Origin of the sequence: Campylobacter sp. BCW_6466 (genome assembly GCF_001762835.1) — a bacterium.
Classification (GTDB): Bacteria; Campylobacterota; Campylobacteria; order Campylobacterales; family Campylobacteraceae; genus Campylobacter_D; species Campylobacter_D jejuni.
This window is the reverse complement of record NZ_MJXO01000072.1, coordinates 64189-78609: the sequence shown is the minus strand read 5'-3', so window position 1 is coordinate 78609 and position 14421 is coordinate 64189. Positions and strand designations below refer to the sequence as shown.

The 14421-nt window shown below is 31.2% G+C and carries 15 protein-coding genes and 1 other RNA gene; 5 read left to right on the top strand and 11 right to left on the bottom strand.

The features are described from left to right. Positions 1–678, bottom strand: a complete 678-nt coding sequence (locus tag AJ887_RS08050) for a hemerythrin family protein (protein ID WP_070285067.1) — start codon at positions 676–678, stop codon at positions 1–3. Between the two features lie 190 nt (positions 679–868). Here AJ887_RS08050 and ffs point away from each other — a divergent pair. Both ffs and AJ887_RS08040 read left to right on the top strand, forming a co-directional pair. Beyond that, an RNA gene (gene ffs / locus AJ887_RS08045) (signal recognition particle sRNA small type) lies at positions 869–966 on the top strand. A gap of 189 nt (positions 967–1155) precedes the next feature. Continuing rightward, complete coding sequence (locus AJ887_RS08040; protein ID WP_070285065.1) at positions 1156–2964, top strand: DASS family sodium-coupled anion symporter; 1809 nt, start codon at positions 1156–1158, stop codon at positions 2962–2964. A 27-nt stretch (positions 2965–2991) separates the two neighbouring features. Here the strand turns inward: AJ887_RS08040 and mnmA are convergent, their stop codons facing one another. The 10 genes from mnmA to aroQ all read right to left on the bottom strand — a co-directional run bounded on the left by mnmA (position 2992) and on the right by aroQ (position 10927). After that, a complete protein-coding gene (gene mnmA, locus AJ887_RS08035; RefSeq protein ID WP_002860896.1) occupies positions 2992–4008 on the bottom strand; it encodes a tRNA 2-thiouridine(34) synthase MnmA in 1017 nt (338 codons plus the stop codon). After that, positions 4008–4613 (bottom strand): TIGR00730 family Rossman fold protein, encoded by a 606-nt coding sequence (locus AJ887_RS08030; protein WP_044779358.1) that lies wholly within the window; start codon positions 4611–4613, stop codon positions 4008–4010. Before AJ887_RS08030 ends, mnmA begins: the two co-directional genes overlap by 1 nt. 68 nt (positions 4614–4681) lie before the next feature. Then, positions 4682–5524: a flagellar motor switch protein FliY gene (gene fliY / locus AJ887_RS08025; RefSeq protein ID WP_070210676.1), complete on the bottom strand. Its 843-nt coding sequence runs from the start codon at positions 5522–5524 to the stop codon at positions 4682–4684. After that, complete coding sequence (gene fliM / locus AJ887_RS08020; RefSeq protein ID WP_002851710.1) at positions 5521–6600, bottom strand: flagellar motor switch protein FliM; 1080 nt, start codon at positions 6598–6600, stop codon at positions 5521–5523. The genes fliY and fliM overlap by 4 nt, the downstream gene beginning before the upstream one ends. Then, positions 6600–7292 (bottom strand): RNA polymerase sigma factor FliA, encoded by a 693-nt coding sequence (locus tag AJ887_RS08015; RefSeq protein WP_032603269.1) that lies wholly within the window; start codon positions 7290–7292, stop codon positions 6600–6602. The genes fliM and AJ887_RS08015 overlap by 1 nt, the downstream gene beginning before the upstream one ends. Next, on the bottom strand, positions 7273–7629 hold the full coding sequence (locus AJ887_RS08010) for a hypothetical protein (protein ID WP_002854547.1): 357 nt from the start codon (positions 7627–7629) through the stop codon (positions 7273–7275). Before AJ887_RS08010 ends, AJ887_RS08015 begins: the two co-directional genes overlap by 20 nt. Positions 7630–7647: 18 nt before the next feature. Next, a complete protein-coding gene (gene flhG / locus AJ887_RS08005; RefSeq protein WP_002854691.1) occupies positions 7648–8514 on the bottom strand; it encodes a flagella biosynthesis ATPase FlhG in 867 nt (288 codons plus the stop codon). After that, the gene (gene flhF / locus AJ887_RS08000; RefSeq protein WP_044779360.1) at positions 8507–9961 is read right to left on the bottom strand and encodes a flagellar biosynthesis protein FlhF; all 1455 of its coding nucleotides are present in this window, start codon (positions 9959–9961) and stop codon (positions 8507–8509) included. The genes flhG and flhF overlap by 8 nt, the downstream gene beginning before the upstream one ends. Before the next feature lie 10 nt (positions 9962–9971). Next, positions 9972–10445, bottom strand: a complete 474-nt coding sequence (gene folK, locus AJ887_RS07995) for a 2-amino-4-hydroxy-6-hydroxymethyldihydropteridine diphosphokinase (RefSeq protein ID WP_002851803.1) — start codon at positions 10443–10445, stop codon at positions 9972–9974. A 2-nt stretch (positions 10446–10447) separates the two neighbouring features. Further along, the gene (aroQ, locus tag AJ887_RS07990; protein WP_044779361.1) at positions 10448–10927 is read right to left on the bottom strand and encodes a type II 3-dehydroquinate dehydratase; all 480 of its coding nucleotides are present in this window, start codon (positions 10925–10927) and stop codon (positions 10448–10450) included. A 90-nt stretch (positions 10928–11017) separates the two neighbouring features. On the opposite strand from aroQ, the gene AJ887_RS07985 reads away from it, so the two are divergent. The 3 genes from AJ887_RS07985 (at position 11018) to AJ887_RS07975 (ending at position 14241) form a co-directional block, all read left to right on the top strand. Continuing rightward, on the top strand, positions 11018–12247 hold the full coding sequence (locus tag AJ887_RS07985; RefSeq protein WP_070210677.1) for a metal-dependent hydrolase: 1230 nt from the start codon (positions 11018–11020) through the stop codon (positions 12245–12247). Further along, entirely contained in the window at positions 12235–13131 is an 897-nt protein-coding gene (gene sppA, locus AJ887_RS07980; RefSeq protein WP_070210678.1) for a signal peptide peptidase SppA, read from the top strand. Before AJ887_RS07985 ends, sppA begins: the two co-directional genes overlap by 13 nt. A 78-nt stretch (positions 13132–13209) precedes the next feature. Continuing rightward, entirely contained in the window at positions 13210–14241 is a 1032-nt protein-coding gene (locus AJ887_RS07975; RefSeq protein WP_070210679.1) for a Cj0069 family protein, read from the top strand. Positions 14242–14421 lie beyond the last annotated feature (180 nt).

The following is a 14421-nucleotide window of genomic DNA, read 5'->3' as shown; positions in this document are numbered from 1 at the left end:
TTACACTCCTATGTTTTCGAGGATATGATTTAACATTTCATAATTTTGATTTAAATCAATATGATCTAAATGCACTAAAATTTGTCCACATTTTTCACATTTTAAAGTATTTTCTTTGCTAACAAGTTCTTCGTGTATGGTTTGTGGAACTGCATGAGTACGCAAATAACAGTTGCAAATATAATCATAGGTTTTTTCAGTCTTTAAATCTTGCCTAATCGATTTTAATTTTATGTATTGCTCTAGATTATAATGAATCTCTTGAAGATGTAGAGCTTTTTTTGTGAAGTTAGCTATCCATAAATCTTCAATAGCAAAATGATCTAAAATCCAATCTTTGGTCAATGTTGAAAGTTCAAATGACATTTTAACAATATCATTTGAGTGTTCTAAAAGTTCTTTAGTCTTTTTTAATAATATTTGATGAGATTTTCTATGTTCTTCAATCAAAGGAAAATCAATGCTTTCCATAAATTTTTCTTCATCTTTGAAATGAATTTTTACATATTGGAATAACTTTGTAAGAATTTGTTTTAAATCATTTTTGTGTTGCACATCATTATCTTGAATTTTTAAAGCTAAATCGTTTGCAATTTCAGCAATTTCAAAAATTAGTTCGTGTTGTTTATCTAATTGCATGTTTTTAATGCTAAAATCTTTACTCCATTTAACTTTCATGATTTTTCCTTAAAAATTTATATAATATATCTATATAATCGTATTTCCTTGAAAAAAACAATAATTTTGCAAATTAAATTTAAAAATTTATATAAAATATAACCAATTTGTTACATATTTATACATTTTTATATTTAGTTTTTATAGCTCAACACTTTTTAAGTATATTATGATATAATTTCTTTGCCTTTTCTTAGACCTGTGCAATGCTATTTTTAAGCACCGCTTCAGGGTGGGAACACAGCAGAGCACTTGATTTTAGTGTGTGCCGCAGTTATCTGGGGAAGGGTTTTCTTCATTTAAAATTCCCTATTTATTTTTCAATTAGACTAGCTTCTTTATAAAGTAAAAATTATGTATATTTGTAACAATAAATTAAAAATTTATTTAAAAATTATAATTTTAAGATTTATTAAAATATTAGTTAACTAGAATTTAAGCATTGTAAATTACATTACCAATATCAAAGGATAAACAATGGATAGAAAGAAAATTCCCTTGTTGGTGCTGTGTATTTTAATTGCAGCTGTGTTTTGGCTTATACCTACTCCTGTAGGTTTGGAAGATAATTCTTGGCATTTTCTTGGGCTTTTTATTGCTGTGATTATGGCAGTGATTTTACAAGTAATGCCTTTGGGGGCTGTTTGTATGGTAGCTATTGCCATAGTAGCTCTTAGCGGCATTACCACTACCCAAAGTTCTGTGCGTGCTACACATATAAAAACTCTTGAGGGAATTGTTTTAAGAGATAATTCTAATATCTATAAAACAACTATGGATGAGGCAGTTGAAGCCACTATTTTGCAGGCTTTAATCAATGCTAATATAAGTAGAAATTTAAAAGCAAAAGTTAATGAAATTTTAAAATCAAGCACAGATATAAATTACCAGATTGAAAATCTAAGTAAAATTTACACCAAGGCTACTTCAAAAACTTCTACGCAACAACTTATTGATGAGACTAAAATTTCAGCTTTAAATACTTTAGCACTTGATTTTTTATCTCAAAAGAGTATAGATGAAAAGGTAAATACTGCTATATCAAATTTAAAATCTAAAACAGGTATAAAAGATGCTTTAAGTGGTTTTTCAAATTCTCTTATTTGGCTTATAGTGATTTCTATTATTGTGGCTCGTGGAGTTATTAAAACAGGACTTGGAGAGCGTTTGGCTTATCATTTTATCAGTATTTTTGGTAAAAAAACCTTAGGTATTGCTTATTCTATAGCTTTTTGTGAAACCATTTTAGCTCCAGTTGCTCCTTCAAATACTGCAAGAGCAGGGGCTATCATAAATCCTATAGTTCAAGCTATTGCAAGAAGTTTTAAATCCACTCCTGAAGATGGAACGCAAAATAAAATAGGTACTTATCTTTCTTTGGTAAATTATCAAGCTAATCCTATTTCATCAGCTATGTTTATTACAGCTACAGCTCCAAATCCTTTGGTGGTTGATCTTATAGCACAAGCTACAAATTTAGAAGTGCATTTAACTTGGGGGCAATGGGCTTTAGGAATGTTTTTACCTGGTATAGCTGCTATGCTTTTGATGCCTTTGGTGCTTTATTTTCTCTCTCCACCAGAAATTAAATCCACGCCTAATGCTTCCACTTTTGCTAAAGATAAATTGAAAGAACTTGGAAAAATGAAAAATAGTGAAAAAATCATGCTCAGTGTTTTTGTCTTGCTTTTGCTTTTATGGGCTGGGACTTTTGGTTTGCTTTTTGGAATTTCTCTTGATGCGACTAGTGTGGCTTTGCTTGGGTTGTCTTTGGTGTTGATTAGTGGAGTTTTAACTTTTGGGGAAGTTTTGGCTGAAAAAGCTGCTTGGAATACTTTAGTATGGTTTTCAGCTCTTGTAATGATGGCAACTTTGCTTGGCAAACTTGGTGTTACTCAGTTTTTAGCTGAAGCTTTAGGTGAATTTGCTTCTGCTATGGGACTTGGGGAAATTTCTATTATGATATTTTTAAGCCTTGCTTTTTTATATACGCACTATTTCTTTGCTTCTACTACAGCTCATATATCAGCAATGTTTTTTGTTTTTTATAGCGCAGGGCTTGCCTTAGGAACACCACCACTTCTTTATGCTTTTATTATGATAGCTTCAGGTAATGTTATGATGGCATTAACTCACTATGCAACAGGAACAGCTCCTGTTATTTTTGGAACAGGCTATGTAACTCTTAAAAAATGGTGGAGTATAGGTTTTGTGATTTCCATAGTTGATATAGTAGTGATGATAGCTGTTGGACTTATTTGGTGGAAAATTTTAGGATTTTATTAATAATTTCTAGGAATTAATTCCTAGAAATTATTCTATAAAACCGCTTGCTATGACTTTATCATAATCATAAAAGACTGCCATTTGTCCGCTAGCAAGTCCATAAACAGGATTTTTTAGAGTGATTTTTGCACTTTTATCTTCATAAATTTCTACCTTGCAAGGTGTAGATTTTGAACGATAGCGGATTTTTACTTCGCAATCAAGCTCTTTAGCATCTATAAAAAGATTGATATTTTTTAGCTTAAATTCACTGATTTTAAGTTCTTCTTTGGTTCCTACGATGATTTGATTTTGCTTAGGATTGATTTTTAAAACAAAATGTGGTTCATGTGCCCCACGCACTTCAAAGCCTCTTCTTTTGCCTATAGTATAGTGCATATAGCCCTCATGTTTGCCTACTACTTTTCCGCTGCTATCTAATACTTCTCCAGGAATTTTTGTATCCATAAACTGATCTAAAACTTGCACATAAGTATCTTCAACAAAGCAAATTTCAGAACTTTCCTTTTGAGTGGCAAAAGATTTTAAAACCTCTATAGTGGAAGCAAATTTTTTCACATCTTCTTTTTTCATTTCGCCTAGCGGAAAAATAAGATATTTTAAAGCTTCTTTATCTGCACTGGCTAAAAAATAGCTTTGATCCTTGCTTTCATCTACTGCGGTTTTTATTAAGTTGTTTTCAAGTCTTGCATAATGCCCCGTGGCAAGTTTTTCACAACCTAAACTTTTAGCAAATTCTAAAAGTTTTCCAAGTTTGATAAAACGGTTACATAAAGCGCAAGGATTTGGTGTTTTACCCTCTTTATAAGTATCTACAAAAGGCATATAAACTTTGTTTTTAAAATCTTCTTGTAAGTCTAAAATATGATAAGGAATTTGTAAAAAATTTGCAACTTTTTCTACTTTTTTGATATTTTCTTCGTGGTAATTTGGTTTGCCATGAAGCTTCATATAACAACCTATAACTTCATGACCTAAATTTTTAAGTTTATAAGCAGTGACTGTACTATCAACTCCACCGCTCATAGCGACTAGAATTTTCATTAAATTTCCTTTAAAGTATTAATTATAAAATTCAAGTCGTCAGTGATTTTATACTTTAACTCATCTCCTTTAGAAATCACTTCAAGTTTGAGCAAAGAATTTCTGACGAACTCATCAAAACCTCGCCAAAATTCACCCCCAAACAAAATAATAGGAACATCTTTTTTAAATTCTAGTTGTTTTAATGTAAGAATTTCACACAATTCATCAAGTGTTCCAAAGCCGCCTGGGAAGATCACAAAAGCTAGACTCTTTTCAATAAGAGCCATTTTGCGTATGGCTAAGCTCTCAAAAGTAATATTATATTCTACAAAATCATTAAGTTTTTGCTCGTGAGGTAAAAATATATTAAACCCTACAGAACTCATTGAATTTGTATTATTTTTTTGTGAAAAAGCACCTTCGTTGGCTGCACGCATAATACCTCCTCCTCCACCGCTTATCACACAAAAACCATTTTGAGCACATTTTTGTGCCAAAATTTTAGCCTGCTGATAATAAAAATTATCTTCTTTAAGTCTTGCTGAACCAAAAAAAGTAACAGCCTTTTCTAGTTCGGGTATATTTTCAAATTTTTCAACATCTTTTATGATTTTTGTATCCATCAAATACCTTTTTTAGCAAAACTATAAAAAATGATTATAGCTAATTTTTTTAAATTTATAGAGTAATTTTATCTTAATTGCTCTAATCTTTCTTTTTTAGATCCGATTTCTGTGATTTGAACACCAAAGTTACCATCGACAATTACTACTTCACCATAAGCAATTCTTTTATCTCCGATTAAAATTTCAAGCGGATCATTTGCAAGTTGATTAAGCTCTACAACTGAACCTATATCCATAGTTAAAACATCTTTTAAAAGCATTTTTTTATTGCCTATACGCACACGAACAGGTAAGCGTACATCCATGATAAGATTGATATTTTTAAGTTCTTCGCTAAGCATGATTGTTTTTTCTTCAGTATTGTGATTAGAATCAGTGCTTACATTTCCTGTTTCAGCAGGTTTCCCGCTTAGGATGTTATGGAGTGTTTGATCCATGGCTAAAGAAACTTGTTCTTCTAAATCGCCTATTTTTACATCATATAAAAATAATTTTTTAAAATCTTTAAAATCTACGCTTTCAGGCACAAATTCACAAGATTCTATACTAAAATCCATTTTTGGAATGTCTTTTTGGGCTCCTAAGGTTGTAGAAAATGCTGAAACGATGTTTTGGATAGCTTCTTTAGCTGCATCCATTTCATCAGGACCTAGTTTATCGTTTTTGGTGATCTCTTCTTCACCCATCATCCATTCACCAATAGCACTCATTAAAACAGCACCAGCTAAAATTCCTATTTTTCCACCATTTGCTATATCAAATATAGCATACACTAAAGGTGCTTTTAAAGTATCACTTGCATTGACATCAAATTCTTTATATTCGCTAAATTCAGCACTTTTTCCTGTTAAACCTTCAATGGTGCTGATGCATTCATTTGTAAACATTTTTAAAAAATCATTGATCATATTTCTTCATCCTCCTCTTCAGGCTCATCATAAACACTAGCTTTAGCTTTACGTTCTTCTTCGTATTTTTCCAAAATTTCTTTGATTTCATCTTTATCTGTGCGTATGAGTTCTAAAATTTTAATAGATTTTCTAAAACGATGCAATCCAATTTGTGCTAAGAAAACATCTTTTTTATCGATGCTTACTATAGCTTTATCATCTGCTTCTCTATCAAGCCTTAAAATATCGCCTTGTTTAAGTTCTAAAAATTCATGAACATTAATTAAGGTTTTTCCTAAAATTGCCTCATATACCACTTCAGCACGACCGATTAAAGTTTTAAGTTCTTTGTTACGTGATTTTTTGGCTGAGGTTTCACCCATCATAATATCGCGGTTTGCCAAACGGCTTAATATACTTTCTAAATGCACTACAGGATAGCAGATATTTACCATTCCGCTTGAATTTCCTATGATGATTTCCATTACCACCATGATAACAATCTCATTTTGAGATACGATTTGTACAACATTTGGACTTGATTCTTTAGCTTCAATACTAGGATAAATTTCAGTTACAGTAGCCCAGCTTTCTTTAAGTCTTTGCATAATGATACGCAAAATAGAATCAAGCAAATTAAGCTCAATATCCGTAAGCTCACGCGAAGCTTCATAGCTATCACCTTGACCACCTAAAAGCCTGTCTATCATAGGAAAAGCTATGCTTGGATTGATTTCTAAAACACAGTTTCCATCTAAGGGTTTGATAGAAAAAACGTTAAAGCTTGTTGGACTTGGTAAAGACATTAAAAATTCTCCATAAGTCATTTGATCGACTGAATGAAGTTTAGTTTCAACAATACTTCTCATCATCGATGAAATTTGAGAGGCTAAATTTCTTGCTAATTTATCATGTATGCCTTTGATTGTCCTAAGTTGTTCTTTTGAAACTCTGTTGGGACGCTTAAAATCATATACAACGATATTTCTTTCATCTTTTTCATCTTTTGAATTTGAGGCTATGGGTGTGTCGGTGTTATCATCGACAACTTCAAGCAGGGCATCAATTTCTTCTTGGGAAAGTATCTCAGCCATTACACTAGCCTTTCTCTAAGTTTTTTAAGGAGTTTTTTGTGAATTTGTGAAATTCTACTTTCACTGATTTGTAAAATTTCACTGATTTCTTTTAGGCTTAATTCTTCATAATAATAAAGCTGAATAATTAACTGATCGCGCTCTTTAAGATCATCTAGCACTTTGTGAATTTTTTCTAAAAGTTCTTCTTTTTCAATTTTTTCTAAAGTATTGTCTTCGTTATAAAGTTCGATTTGCTCATCGATGGGCAGGGTATAGCTAATAGCATGAGCTGTTCTTACCTCTTTGATTTTTTCTACATCTAAATCAAGTTTTTTGGCTAGATACTCATCATCAGGTTCGCATTCATTCTCAAGGAAATATTCATCCATGATTGCATCAATATCTTTAATAATTTTGCGATTATTGCGACTCATTACATCAAGACTTCTAAGATAATCAAGCATAGAGCCATTAACTCTTTTTCTTGCAAAACCCCAGAAGTTATCATTTTGTTCTTTATCGTAACGGCGTGAAAGCTTTATCATTTCTTCAACGCCTATGCTAATAAGATCATTAACATCTATGCTTGAAGGCAAGCGTTCTTTTAGTCTAAAAGCCATAGCACGTAGGGCTGGCATGTAAGAAAGCACAAGCTCATCTTGCTCTTTCTTTAGCATTTGTGCATAAGCTTTAGGCGGCTCTTTTAGCATTTCTTCGTCTTTCTTTGGATTCATTTTTCTTTAGCTCTTCTCTTTCTTCATTGAGCTTTTCTAAAATTATATCCATTTTCTTTTCACGAATAACTAAATCGTTGATAATATTATTGCTAGTTTTTTCATAATCGTGTTTATTAAAGATTCTGCCACTAATTTTCTTTACATCTATAAAATTCATAATAGCAATATGAACAAAAACATAAAACATAAAAGTAATAAAACAAGTAAAAATCAGTATATCAAAGGCTTCATCTATACTAATAATGCTAAATGCAAGTCCTATAAAAAATCCACAAACAGTGAAAAATGCTACGTAATTTTCTGGCCTCATAATCTCTTCTCTTTATTGCTAAAATCTTTCAATAATTTTTCTAAAAAAACTTGAAAAACTACGATTTGAAACATTATCAAGCACTTTCCGTTCCAATCTATATAAAAGCTTGGAAGCTAGGGCTTTAAGCTCATCACTTGAGGCTGTGTTTTCATCGCTAAATAAAGTTCTTTTTTTAATACTACCACTTACATCTTTAGAAGCGCTTAAATGACCTAAGAATTCTAAATTTAAAGGATTTTTAATGTTTGCATCTGCAACTTTTTTAATATTTTCAAAAACTTTTAAAGCTTCATTTTCATTTTTTACAACATTAAAGAGCATTAGTAAATTTTCTTTTGTCTTAGAAGTTGTTTTTATGGTTGCATACGCATCAGTGATTGCTGCAGGATCAGGAACAGTTACTACTATAACTTCATCAGCCATTTCTAAAAAATTTAAAATATTTCCACCAATACCCGCGCCTGTGTCGATAATAAGAAAATCAAGCTCATCTAAAATACTTGCTTGATTTAAAAATCTCTCGTAAATATTTTTATCATTATATTTTAAAATCTCATCTCCACTTTCGCCTGGGATGAGCCATAAATTTGGCTTAACTTCTATTAAAATATCTTCCAAGGAGCATTCTCCACGTAAAACATGCAAGAGATTTTTTTGTATGCGTACATTTAAAATGACATCCAAATTTGCCAAGCCAATATCAGCATCAAAAAGCCCAACTTTATAGCCATTATTTGCTAAAACATTGGCTAGATTTGCGCTAATCGTACTTTTTCCAACGCCACCTTTTCCACTTGTAATAGCTATAAAATGAGTGTTTTGGGATTTTTTGGTTCCATTTTGACTCATGAGATTGCGAAGTTTATTTGCTTGGTTATTCATTATTTTTTCCTTTATTAAACCCTTCTAAAATACAATGAACTAGAAAATCACTATTGGCTACTTCTAAATCATCTGGCACTTCTTGTCCTGTAGAGAAAAAGCTTAGAGGAATATTCGTTTCATAAATAAGAGAGAAGATATTTCCAAAAACCTTTGTTTCATCAAATTTAGTAATAATCAAAGTATCAATATTTAAGAATGAAAAATTTTTATAAATTTCCATTAAATCTTCATGTTTGGTGTTTGCAGAAACCACTAAATTTACATCAATTTCTGCATTTGAGTGCATTAAAAATTCTTTAGTTTTAGAAAGTTTACTTTGATCGTATTGTGAATTTCCTATAGTATCAACCAAAATTACTTCGCAATTATTTAAGCTTTTTATCGCTTCATCTAAATCCTTTGGTTCTATGCTATCAATAATAGGAAGTTTCATCATTTTTGCATACTGAAAAAGTTGCTCAACCGCACCGATTCTATAAGTATCAAGCGTAATAATACCTGTTTTATAACGCTTATCTCCATAAGCATAGCGAAAAGCTAACTTAGCTAAGGTTGTTGTTTTTCCGACTCCTGTTGGGCCTACTAGCATCATGATTTTTTGTTTTTTTATATCGCTTTCAACACGACAAGGCAAGATATTTCTTAAAAGTGAGTGAAAATATCTTTGAACCGCATCTTTGTTGGTTTTCATAGCAGCTGGCATATTTTCTATAGTTGCCTTCATAATCGCTTCTAGATGATTTTCAAGCATTCCACTTTCTTTGGCTTGTTTATAAATACTTGCAAATTCAGGAGGTATCATAAGATTTTTTCTAGCTTCGGCTTTATCGTCCCACATCATATCTGCAAGAAGATCTATTTTATCGTTAAGCTTGTTGATTTGTTTTTCAAATTGCTTTTCAAAATTTTCTATTTTTTTATTATAATTTAGATTAGGGGTGTAATTTTCTAAAGGTGTGTTTGTGACTTTAGAAATTTCATTACTAACTTCACTTAGCTTTTCTTTAAAATCATCAAAGTCTAGAGTCTTATTTTGATGAGGGTTGATTTTGTTTTGTGGAAAATCTTGATAGGTTTTTTTAGTTAAGTCATTGTTTTTTACAGTGTTTAAATTTCTATTTAAGCGAGTATTTGAGAAATCCAAGACTACATCTTCATCTTCTTGAGGGATTTGAGATCTAATTTTTTCTTCTGCAAGAGAGGTAGAAGATGGTTTTGGCGAGCTTTTTTTTGCAGGTAAAGATTTCCCTTGTTTTTTTAAGTGTTCTTCATAGTCGCTTTCTTCTATGGCTACCATAACCTCATAAAGTGCATTGCGATTTAAGGTTTTAGGACGAATTTGTTTATTTGTTATAATTAAAGCTTTATCTCCGTAATCTTCTTTTACTTTGGGTATAATTTGTTCTGTATCTTCAACAGTAAAAGTATGTATAAGTTGTCCCATATTATATTCCTTATATCATGCCTAAAGGCAAAATTACACTCACTCTTTCTTTAGCCCCTTTATGAGGCACCTCACACCACTTATCACGCTTGACTTTTTGTGAAAAGTATAAAAGATCTAAATCAAGCGTTCTAGGAGCGTTTTTGAAAGTTCTCTTGCGTTTAAATTTTACTTCATAATAAAGTAAAACTTTCAAAAGTGCTCGTGCATGCAAATTAGTTTGTATCAACATAACAGCATTGGTAAAATCTTTTTGCTCTTTAAAACCAAAGGCTTCATTTATCAACATAGGAGATGTGGATAAAATTTTAAATCTTTTATCATCCATCATTACTCGAAAAAGCATATCAAATCTTTTTTTTTCAGGTTCTATATTGCTTCCTAAGCCTATAAGGGCTAAATATTTAAAAGATCGTATATTTTGACTAAAAAAAGGAAAAAAACGACTTTTTTCAAAGTGTTTTACTCCTTGAATTTTTAGCATTATTATTTATTCGTTTGTTGTGCTTGTTGCATCGCGCGCAAATTTTTTATTTGTTCGCAAATTTGAATTACGCCCATTAAAGCCAAGTGATAGCCAAAAGGACCAAAACCAACAATAGTTCCAGAACATACAGGTGCTATAAGACTTTTTTGACGAAATTCTTCTCTACGATAAACATTGCTAATATGCACTTCAATTGTAGGCAAAGCTACTGCTGCAATAGCATCGCGAATAGCTACTGAAGTATGAGTATAACCTGCTGCATTGATAATAATTCCATCAACTGTTCCAAGGCATTCTTGAATTTTATCTACGATTTCACCTTCAAAATTACTTTGGAAAAAGTCAAGTTCTACATTGTTTTGCGATGCTGCAAGTTTCATTTGCTCATGAATTTCTTCCATTTTCATAGCACCATAAATTCCCACTTCTCTTACGCCAAGCATATTAACATTTGGGCCTTGGATAATCATTATTTTCATGGATTTAACCTTAAAAATTTATTTTTAACCTTTTATTATAACATTTTAAAAATAAATTTTTGCTACAATGTAATTTTTGAAAGGAAAATCGTGTTTATAGCTGCTGCAAGATATCTTTTTTTATGCGATGAAGATTTTACAATACTAGAAAATCAAGCTTTTGTTTTTGAAGATAAAATTTTAGAATTGGGTGAATTGGATAATTTAAGAAAAAAATATCCCAAGGCTAAAATCATCAAAACACCTAAAAATTCGGTTATTTTACCTGCTTTTATAAATCCTCACACACACTTAGAATTTAGTGCAAATTCAACAACTTTACATTTTGGAGAATTTTTAATTTGGCTTAAAAGTGTTATAAATTCTCGTTCTATGTTAAATGCACAGGCCAAAGAAGAATTAATACTTCAAAGCATTAAAAAAATGCAAAAAAGCGGTATAGGCACTATAGGTGAAATTTCAAGTTTTGGGAGTGATTTAGATCCTTGTTTAAAGGCTAGTCAAAAGGGTATGCGTATAGTATTTTTTAATGAAATTTTGGGTACAAATGAAAATCAAGTTGAAGATAAAAAACAAGAATTTTTAAAAAGATTTGAAAATTCTTTGAAATTTAAAAATGATTTTTTTATTCCAGCAATTTCGATTCATTCTCCTTATTCAACTCATCCTAGTTTGGCTTATTTTGCTCTTGATTTAGCTAAAAAGCAAAATTTACTAGTTAGTACGCATTTTTTAGAAAGTAAGACTGAAAATATCTGGCTTAGAGAGTCTAAAGGGGGTTTTAAAAAATGGCTTGAAAATTTTACACTTCACCCTAAGCCTCTTTATACAGCAAAGGATTTTGCTAAACTCTTTAAAGGAGCAAGGACTCTTTTTACACATTGTGTTTATCTAAAAGAATATGAATGGTTAGATAAGAATTTACATTCTATTACACATTGCGCATTTTCAAATCGCCTTTTAAGTCAAAAAAGCTTAGATTTAAAAACAGCTTTAAAAAGTGGATTGAATATCCATTTAGGAACCGATGGACTTAGCTCAAATATTTCATTGTCCTTACTTGATGAAATGCGCGCGAATTTGCTTATACATAAGAATTTTGATTTATTAGAGTTAGCCTCTAAGCTTTTGCAAATGGTAACACTTTATCCTGCAAAGGCTTTAAATTTAAATTTAGGAGAGCTTAAAAAAGGTAAAATTGCTGATTTTAGCGTATTTGAGCTAGGAGAATGTGATAAAAAGCAAGCTCCTTTGCAGTTTATTTTAAATGCTAAGGAAGTGGATAAATTATTTATAAAAGGAAAAGAATGCAAATTTTAAAATCATTTTTTAAGGCTTTAGGATGCGGTATAAAATTTATCAATACTTATTTTAAAACCTTTGTTTTACTGTTGATTGTTATATGGATTTTAATGTCTAGTGCAAATTCAAGCTCCAACCTTGCAAATTTAGAACGTATTGATTTAAAGGGTGAAATTTTTGATAGCTCTGCGGTTTTAGAAAAAATTATCAATACTAAAAATGATAGCAATATCAAAGGAGTGCTTTTTGTTATAGACTCTCCTGGTGGAGCTTTTGCTCCTAGTATGGAACTAGCTCTAGCTATAAAGGATTTAAAAATTAAAAAGCCCGTGCTTGTCTATGCAAGCGGAACTATGGCAAGCGGAAGTTATTTAGCAGGAGTTGGAGCCAATAAAATTTTAGCCAATCCGGCAAGTTTTATAGGCTCTATCGGTGTGATTATGCAAGGAGCTGATTTAAGTGGATTGGCTAATAAACTCGGTATTAAAGAACAAACTATTCAAGCAGGTGAATTTAAAAGTGCTGGAACTTTTGCAAGAGCTTGGAATGAGAATGAAAGAAATTTTTTACAGGGTTTAATAGATCAAAGTTATGATCTTTTTACAGGTTTTGTTGCTAAGGAAAGAGCATTAGATCTTAACAAAAAAGATCAATGGGCAAATGCAAGAGTGTTTTTAGCTGCCAAGGCTAAGGAGCTTGGTCTTATAGATGAGCTTAGTAATTATGAAAATGCTAAAAAGGAGCTTGAAAAACTTGCTAATGTTTCAAATCCCGTTTGGAAAGAAGAAAATAAGATTGATAAATTTCTTAACCGCCTAGAAGGACAAGCATCAAACTTGATAAGTAAAAGCTTAATCGAAATCGCTTATAAGACTAATAGCAGTTTTATAAACGCTAGATAAAATATATAAATATTTTTATTTAATTTTTGTAATATTTTTATGCAATAATTATTTATATTTTAGATAAGGAGTAAAATAATGAAAAAAAATATTGTTTTTTTTGAAGTTAAAGGTGGGAGTGATAAAGGTGAAGATGGTTATAGAAAAGATACTATACCTATGGTAAATGCCTTAAAAGCTAAGGGTTGGAATGCTGAGGTGATTTTTTTTGAAGTGAGTAAAAAAGATGAAATTTACAAATATGTGAAAGAAAATTTTGATGGTTATGTTTCTCGCATCAATCCTGGCAATCTTAAAGAAGAAAATGAGTATTTTGATATGTTAAGAAAACTTTGTGCCGATAGGCTTGTAGGTATGCCTCATCCTGATGCTATGATAGGTTATGGTGCTAAAGATGCACTTACAAAATTAGCAGATACTGATCTTGTTCCAAGCGATACTTATGCTTACTATGATATTAAGACTTTTAAAGAAAATTTTCCAAAAAGTTTGGCTAAAGGTGAAAGGGTTTTAAAGCAAAATCGTGGCTCTACAGGAGAGGGAATTTGGCGTGTGAGTGTAGAGGGTAGCGTTAGTGGAGATAGTTTGCCTTTAAACACAAAAATCAAGTGTACGGAAGCTAAGGATAATCATGTAGAACATAGAGAGCTTGGGGAATTTATGGATTTTTGTGAGCAATATATCATAGGTGATAATGGTATGCTTGTGGATATGACTTTTTTACCGCGCATTAAAGAAGGTGAAATCAGACTTTTAATGCTTTATAACACTCCTGTAAATGTAGTACATAAAAAACCAGCCGAAGATGCCGATGCTTTTTCTGCTACGCTTTTTAGTGGGGCAAAATATCGTTATGATAAGCCAGAAGATTGGAAAACTTTGGTGGATATGTTTTTAGGCGAGCTTCCTAAGGTAAGGGAAAGATTAGGCAATTACGACTTACCATTGATTTGGACGGCTGATTTTATTTTAGATACTGATGAAAAGGGCAATGATAAATATGTTTTAGGCGAGATTAATTGTTCTTGTGTAGGCTTTACTTCTCATTTAGAGCTTGCTGATGAAGTGGCTTCAAATATTATTAATATTGTAAGTAAAACTAAGGCTTAGTTTTTAAGTTTAATGTCCATTTTATTATTGAAAAATGGACATTCTTTTTCTATTGTTTTTAAGTTTGAGCTATATTCTATTGGGAAAAAATTTTCACAAAATGAGCATTTTGTATCTTTGGTTAGTATAGGATAGGAATAGTCAAATTTATCCAAAATAAAATATTTTATTTTTTATCCA

Bases quoted from the DNA above. Each gene is read 5' to 3' on its own strand.
- folK (WP_002851803.1), bottom strand. From the start codon at position 10,445: ATGCTAAAAATTCAAGGAGTAAAACACTTTGAAAAAAGTCGTTTTTTT.
- aroQ (WP_044779361.1), bottom strand. From the start codon at position 10,927: ATGAAAATAATGATTATCCAAGGCCCAAATGTTAATATGCTTGGCGTA.
- fliM (WP_002851710.1), bottom strand. From the start codon at position 6,600: ATGGCTGAGATACTTTCCCAAGAAGAAATTGATGCCCTGCTTGAAGTT.
- flhF (WP_044779360.1), bottom strand. From the start codon at position 9,961: ATGGGACAACTTATACATACTTTTACTGTTGAAGATACAGAACAAATT.
- flhG (WP_002854691.1), bottom strand. From the start codon at position 8,514: ATGAATAACCAAGCAAATAAACTTCGCAATCTCATGAGTCAAAATGGA.
- AJ887_RS07975 (WP_070210679.1), top strand. From the start codon at position 13,210: ATGAAAAAAAATATTGTTTTTTTTGAAGTTAAAGGTGGGAGTGATAAA.
- AJ887_RS08015 (WP_032603269.1), bottom strand. From the start codon at position 7,292: ATGCTAAAAGAGCCGCCTAAAGCTTATGCACAAATGCTAAAGAAAGAG.
- AJ887_RS08030 (WP_044779358.1), bottom strand. From the start codon at position 4,613: ATGGATACAAAAATCATAAAAGATGTTGAAAAATTTGAAAATATACCC.
- fliY (WP_070210676.1), bottom strand. From the start codon at position 5,524: ATGATCAATGATTTTTTAAAAATGTTTACAAATGAATGCATCAGCACC.
- AJ887_RS08040 (WP_070285065.1), top strand. From the start codon at position 1,156: ATGGATAGAAAGAAAATTCCCTTGTTGGTGCTGTGTATTTTAATTGCA.
- mnmA (WP_002860896.1), bottom strand. From the start codon at position 4,008: ATGAAAATTCTAGTCGCTATGAGCGGTGGAGTTGATAGTACAGTCACT.
- sppA (WP_070210678.1), top strand. From the start codon at position 12,235: ATGCAAATTTTAAAATCATTTTTTAAGGCTTTAGGATGCGGTATAAAA.
- AJ887_RS08010 (WP_002854547.1), bottom strand. From the start codon at position 7,629: ATGAGGCCAGAAAATTACGTAGCATTTTTCACTGTTTGTGGATTTTTT.
- AJ887_RS08050 (WP_070285067.1), bottom strand. From the start codon at position 678: ATGAAAGTTAAATGGAGTAAAGATTTTAGCATTAAAAACATGCAATTA.